The organism is uncultured Chryseobacterium sp., from assembly GCF_913776365.1.
Taxonomy (GTDB): Bacteria; Bacteroidota; Bacteroidia; order Flavobacteriales; family Weeksellaceae; genus Chryseobacterium.
Map to the genome: position 1 here is coordinate 1 of NZ_CAJYMO010000270.1, position 6,420 is coordinate 6,420.

Sequence of the window (6,420 nt, forward strand, 5' to 3'; positions counted from 1 at the left end):
TATAATCGTAATTATTGGCATATTTGTGATGGTTGATCACGTCCCTGAAACCGATAAAGCTCTCAAAAAGACGGTCGATCACAAAATCATGCGGGATGAAAAGCCGTGTGACGTTACGGCATCCCAGCCCGAAGTACCGGAAAATATCTTCTGCCAGCAGCTTCAGTTCCGCTTCCGTTTCGTCTCCTTTCAGCACGGCTACGGAAGTCCGGTTTTTCCGGATGATGTGCAGCCGGTCCTTGAAGTAATACTCCAGGTACCTTGCCGTATTGTTGCTGCCGGTAGCAATAACCGCGTCGAAGTTCTCCAGCCTTTCCACAAATTCAAAGTCCACGTTTCCGCCGGAGAATTCATTCCATTTTTTCAGCAGGTACGGAATCATGTACCGGTCTTTGGAAGACAGCTTGATTACCGGGACATGATTGCCGAGCACTACGGAAATCACATCGTGGAACCCTACCATAGGGATATTCCCTGCCAGGATCAGCCCTACCCTTTTGGAAATTTTTGAGAGGGTATACGCTTCCAGCCAGTTTTCAATTTTTTCCTTCGTCAGGAGGCCGGCCCATTCCCGGAGGGCAAAATGCTGGTTTTCAATAGTAAACCATGGGTTTTCAATTTCTGTCTTCTTCAGCAGCAGCGCAAAGCCGGCCTCTTCTTCCCCGTAGGCTGCCGGATCTTTTTCTAAAAACGCTCCGATGTGGCTGCCCAGAAGGGTAAGTCCTAAAACTTGATTTTCGATCTTCATAAGTACTGTAAAATTGGGGAATATTTTGTAATTTTGTGCAAATTTAAAAAAAATTAGCGATGGCTATTAAAATAACTGATGAATGCATTAACTGCGGGGCCTGTGAACCGGAATGCCCGAATAATGCGATCTATGAAGGAGCGGTAGACTGGAAGGCTTCTGAAGGGACGGAACTGAAAGGAACGGTAACATTGCCTTCGGGGCTTACCGTAAATGCAGACGCTCCGCAGGAACCGGTAAGCGATGACGTCTATTTCATTGTTACCGACAAATGTACCGAGTGCAAAGGCTTCCACGAAGAGCCGCAGTGCGCCGCCGTCTGCCCTGTGGACTGCTGTGTGCCGGATGAAGACCATGTGGAATCTGAAGAAGCCCTGCTGAACAAAAAAGCATTCTTACACGGAGAATAAAACCTGCCGTCTCATACACCATGAGGCGGTTTTTTATAGTCTTTATTCCGGAAATTTACCAAAAAACGATCAATACGCCAGCTGAGCCGGCAAACCCAAAAATAAAAATATGAGCAAGAAGCACAACTTTAGCGCAGGACCATGTATCTTACCACAGGAAGTTTTTGAAAAATCGGCGGAAGCCATCCTGGATTTTAACGGAATGGGGCTTTCCCTTCTGGAAATTTCCCACCGGAGCAAAGACTTCGTAGCCGTTATGGATGAAGCCCGTGCCATTGTAAAGAGACTGATGAACCTGGGAGATGATTATGAAGTCCTGTACCTGGGCGGCGGTGCCAGCCTGCAGTTTGCCATGGTGCCTTACAACCTGATGAAGACGGGCGGAAAAGCAGCCTACCTGGATACCGGGACGTGGGCAGCAGGCGCCATCAAGGAAGCGAAAAAGGTAGGGACCGTAGAGGTGGTAGGCTCCTCAAAAGAACAGAACTACAGCTTTATCCCGAAAGATTACACCGTGGGTGCAGACTATGATTATTTCCACTGCACCTCCAACAATACCATTTACGGGACCCAGATGAAATCCTTTCCTGATGTGGATACGCTGATGGTCTGTGATATGAGCTCCGATATCTTCTCCAGACAGCTCGATTTCTCAAAATTTGACCTCATCTATGCCGGGGCACAGAAAAATATGGGCCCTGCAGGCGTTACCCTGGTGGTGATCAAAAAAGAAATCCTCGGAAAAACCGGAAGGGAAAACATGTTCTCCATCCTGGACTATTCACAGCATATCGCTAAGGAATCCATGTACAATACGCCGCCGGTATTTCCGGTCTATGCCTCTCTGCTTACCCTGCAGTATCTTGAAAACAATGGGGGAATCGCTGCCGCAGAAGCCCGAAACGAAGCCAAAGCAAAGCTGCTGTACGACGAGATCGACAGCAATCCGCTCTTTGAGACTTTCTGCGTAAAAGAAGACCGTTCCCTTATGAACGTATCATTCAACATTACGGACGAAAGCAAAAAAGAGGCTTTCGATGCCGCCTGGAAAGCAGCAGGGGTGAGCGGACTGAACGGGCACAGGAGCCTGGGCGGTTACAGAGCCAGCCTTTACAATGCCATGCCGATCGAAAGCGTACAGGTACTGGTTGATGCCATGAGATCCGTAAAATAACGTTTCCCGGGCAGCCATTCCGGGAAAAAAAACAGGCTTGCATTGACAGCATTTCCGTCTTTCCAGGAGCAGTCCGGATTATTCCTCTGCCTGTACAGCAGGGATATGGAATAATTTAAACTACTCAAAATCAAAAACATACACCTGTATTACAATAATATGAAGAGGTGTGGCAACAGACGAGATCAGTAAATGCAAACCTGTTTTAAAATAATGTTACCGTTATCTTAAATTTTCTTAATTTGCGGAACGGTTTAAGATGCGGAATCATACTTCTTTTATCCTGATAAAATATATAATCCATGAGAGTTTTAGCGAATGACGGAATTTCTGCGGCAGGAGAACAGGTACTGAAAAGCGCCGGGATCGAAGTGCTCGATAACAGGGTGGCGCAGGACCACCTGATCGGTTTCATCAACGAAAATAAAGTGGACGTACTCCTGGTAAGGAGTGCAACCCAAGTACGGCAGCAGCTGATTGATGCCTGCCCGGGCCTTAAAATTGTAGGGCGCGGCGGAATCGGGATGGACAATATTGATGTGGAATATGCCATCGACAAAGGGATTTACATCATCAATACGCCCAACGCTTCTTCCAGATCGGTAGCCGAGCTGGTGTTCGGGCATTTCTTCGCCCTGGCGAGATTTCTCCATGAATCCAACAGGCTGATGCCGCTGGAAGGGGAAACCCACTTCAATGCCATGAAAAAATCCTTCAGCAAAGCCTTTGAGCTTTCGGGAAAGACCCTTGGTGTCATCGGATTCGGAAGCATCGGACAGGAAGTGGTGAAAATGGGAATTGCCCTGGGTATGAATGTTAAAGTGCTTACCCGGAAACCGAGAACCGAGACGCTGACCCTGAATTTTTTCAACGGCCGGTCCCTGGATTTTGAGATCACCTCCGGGAACGATATGGATGAGTTCCTTCGGGAATCTGATTTCATCAGCATCAACACCCCGAAAACCAACGAATACATCATCGATGCCCCTCAGCTGGAAAAGATGAAAGACGGCGTATACATCGTGAATACCGCGAGAGGCGGTGTCCTGAACGAGGTGGCCCTGCTGGATTTCATTGAGTCCGGCAAAGTAGCCGGTGCCGCACTGGATGTCTTTGAGAAAGAACCTGCACCGGAAGTACTGCTGCTGATGAACCCTTCTTTATCCCTTTCCCCGCATGTCGGCGGAAATACGGTAGACGCCCAGGAGAAAATCGGGGTTGAATTAGCAGAACAAATTATTAAGCTACAAAAAGAAACTATACTATAAAATATGCCTGTTTTTAAACCTTTCCGTGGAATAAGACCTCATAAAGACTATGAAAGCACTTTCCCGACCCATCCTATTGATAATTTCACCCAGGAAGAGATCGCAGAAAAAGCCCAAGTGGAGAATACGTACATGAACATGATCAAGCCTTATGTGGTTAGCAAATCCAAAGATGTGGACAGGAACCTGCGGAAGATCCGGTCGACCTTTGAGGAACTGATGGGCGACAACAAGCTGGTTCAGGACAATTCCTCCTACTATCTTTATGAACAGATTTACCCGGACAAACAGGTATTCAGGGGATTGCTGGGACTGGCCAGCATCGAGGATTTCTGGAATGGAAAGATCAAAAGGCATGAAAGCACCATCCCGCAGAAGAAGGAAAAGCTGGCCCATTACCTGGAAAAAGTAAACCTTCAGGCCGAACCGGTACTCCTCACCTACCAATCCAACTCAAAGATCGAACTGCTGATGAACCATGAGGAAAAGAACGTACCGATCTTCAACCATGTGGATACAAAAGGCATCCGCCATAAGATCTGGAGGATCGATAACCGGCTGAAGCTGCAGCAGTTTAAAGAAGTAATAGACCAGATCGACTCCTTCTATATTGCCGACGGACACCATAGAATCGGGTCTACCGCCCTGAATGCCAAAAGGCTGAAAGAAAAAAACAAAAGACATAACGGAACCGAGCTCTATAATTTTGTCTACAGCTTCATCGTTTCCAACCAATCCATTAAGATCCACGATTACAACAGGATTGTATCCGATATCAACGGACTGTCGAACGAAGAATTCCTGAAAGCTTTGGAACCTTATTTCCTGATCCACGAAAAGGGCGAGACCCCATACTATCCGTCCCAGAAATTCCATATCTCCATGTACATGGACGGGAAATTCTACTCGCTCCACGTAAAGCACGACCTGCGGTCGCAGGAAATGTCGCTGGATAACCTGGATCATCACCTGCTGGATAAATTCATCTTTAAAAACATCCTGAAAATAGAAGACCCGGACAGCTCCGAAAAGATTTCCTATGTAAAAGGGACATCCAATATCGAAGGCATCAACCAGCTGAAAGAAAAAATTGATGCTGGCGAAGGAAAAGCAGGATTCGGGATCTATCCGGTAAGCTTCAATGACATGATCAAAATATCAGACCTGAAGCTCAGCATGCCTCCTAAATGTACCTTTATCGAACCTAAGCTGGTCACCGCTTTGCTGATGTTCGACATGAAACAATAAACGGAAGTCAGCGACTGGCTGACAGCCTGTGCTTTACCGTCCAACGGCGTCCGCATATCATGAACGGACTATGCAGTTCCGTACAATCAGCTGATCAACGATCGGGCTATGAATACATTTTACAGCCAATGCTGACATTAAAACAGGCCCGCATTCCGGTCATAACCATTTTTTCCTTACTTTTAGCAGCGGAAAAGAACGGTATATAAAAATGAAAAAAGTCTTTATCATACTTCCACTCTTTTTGGGTGGATTTTTATTTTCTCAGAAGAAGCCCCAGAAAAAGCCGGTACGGAAAACCTCCGTCACCGGGAAGTTCAACTATACCGATGAATTCCGGAAAATTTCCGATGAGATCATGACCAACGGAACGGCTTACAACAATCTCGGTGAGCTGACAAAAGGCATAGGCCCGCGGTTCAGTGCCACTTCCGGCTATATGAAAGCCGTGGACTGGGCAGAAAAAAAACTGAAAGACATCGGAATTGAAATGATCTGGCGGCAGGAAGCCAAAGCACCGGTATGGATCCGGGGCCGGGAATCCCTGCAGATCAGAAGCGGCAGCGGGGACTGGAAGAACATCCGGATGCTTTCCTTCGGGAATTCGGAAGGAACCGGCGGAAAGGACCTGACCGGGGAAATCGTGCTGATCAACAGTACTTCTGAACTCAATGCCTTGTCGATAGGCCAGCTGAAAGACAAGATCGTATTCGTTAATGTACCAATGGATCCCAGGATCATCAACACCAGCGATTCCTACCTGCAAACGGCGAAATCCAAACTCATATCGGCTTCCGTGATTGCAAAAACCGGTGCCCGGGCACTGATCATCCGTTCTCTGACCACAGCAATGGATGACACACCGCATGCGAAGATGATTTATTACGAGCCGGACGATAAAGTGAGGATTCCGGCACTTTCCATCGGGGTACGCTCTGCCGACGAGCTGGAAAAACTCCTGCGGAAACAGAAGGTGACCGCCAAAATCAATATGACCGCAGAATCAAAGGGCGACACCACCAACCCGAACATCATTGCGGAGATTCCCGGAAAGAAAGACTCTAAAGTAATCGTACTCGGAGCCCAGCTGGACTCCTGGGATTTCGGGGAAGGCGCCATTGACGACGGTACCGGTGTCGTGCAGTGCATGGAAGTGCTCAGGACCCTGAAAGCATTGGGTATCGACAACAACCACACCATCAGGGTCGTGCTCTACGCCAACAGTGAAAACGGTGGCCAGGGACGCGAAATGTATGCGGCCTATGTGAAAAAGAAAGAAGAAAAACATGTGTTTGCACTGGGAACCGATGCCGGAGGATATTCACCGCGGGGATTCTCCCTGGATATGTCGCCACAGAGAAGAAGGCAGGTCTTTGAATGGAAAAACTATTTCCTTCCCTACGGAGTATACGATTTTGAACAGACGGAAGCCATACAGGATATTTCGCCGCTGAAGAAAATGGATATCCCGCTGGCTGAGCTGGTGGTGGATACCCAACGGTATTTCGATTATCACCACTCTGAACAGGATACCTTTGACAAGGTGAACAAAAGGGAGCTGCTGCTGGGCGC

The 6,420-nt window shown here is 47.7% G+C and carries 6 protein-coding genes; 5 read left to right on the forward strand and 1 reads right to left on the reverse strand.

What is annotated here, in order from left to right; translation table 11 throughout:
• Positions 1–748, reverse strand: a 748-nt coding sequence (locus QZ735_RS13995) for an acyl-CoA reductase (protein ID WP_294249558.1), incomplete at its 3' end; no start/stop codon positions are given.
• A gap of 59 nt (positions 749–807) precedes the next feature.
• On the opposite strand from QZ735_RS13995, the gene QZ735_RS14000 reads away from it, so the two are divergent.
• From QZ735_RS14000 to QZ735_RS14020, 5 genes are all read left to right on the forward strand, one after another.
• Positions 808–1,158, forward strand: coding sequence for a 4Fe-4S dicluster domain-containing protein (locus QZ735_RS14000; RefSeq protein WP_034714414.1), 351 nt, complete (start codon positions 808–810; stop codon positions 1,156–1,158).
• 109 nt (positions 1,159–1,267) lie between these two features.
• Positions 1,268–2,332 carry a 3-phosphoserine/phosphohydroxythreonine transaminase gene (gene serC / locus QZ735_RS14005; RefSeq protein WP_294249564.1) on the forward strand — a complete coding sequence of 355 codons (1,065 nt, stop codon included), beginning with the start codon at positions 1,268–1,270 and terminating at the stop codon, positions 2,330–2,332.
• 302 nt (positions 2,333–2,634) lie between these two features.
• Positions 2,635–3,600, forward strand: a complete 966-nt coding sequence (locus tag QZ735_RS14010; protein ID WP_294249566.1) for a D-2-hydroxyacid dehydrogenase — start codon at positions 2,635–2,637, stop codon at positions 3,598–3,600.
• 3 nt (positions 3,601–3,603) lie between these two features.
• The gene (locus tag QZ735_RS14015; protein WP_294249567.1) at positions 3,604–4,848 is read left to right on the forward strand and encodes a DUF1015 domain-containing protein; all 1,245 of its coding nucleotides are present in this window, start codon (positions 3,604–3,606) and stop codon (positions 4,846–4,848) included.
• Positions 4,849–5,059: 211 nt separating this feature from the next.
• The coding region (locus tag QZ735_RS14020; protein WP_294249569.1) for a M28 family peptidase at positions 5,060–6,420 on the forward strand (1,361 nt) is incomplete at its 3' end.

Coding starts and splice junctions, on each gene's coding strand:
- serC (WP_294249564.1), top strand. CDS start 1,268: ATGAGCAAGAAGCACAACTTTAGCGCAGGACCATGTATCTTACCACAG.
- QZ735_RS14015 (WP_294249567.1), top strand. CDS start 3,604: ATGCCTGTTTTTAAACCTTTCCGTGGAATAAGACCTCATAAAGACTAT.
- QZ735_RS14010 (WP_294249566.1), top strand. CDS start 2,635: ATGAGAGTTTTAGCGAATGACGGAATTTCTGCGGCAGGAGAACAGGTA.
- QZ735_RS14000 (WP_034714414.1), top strand. CDS start 808: ATGGCTATTAAAATAACTGATGAATGCATTAACTGCGGGGCCTGTGAA.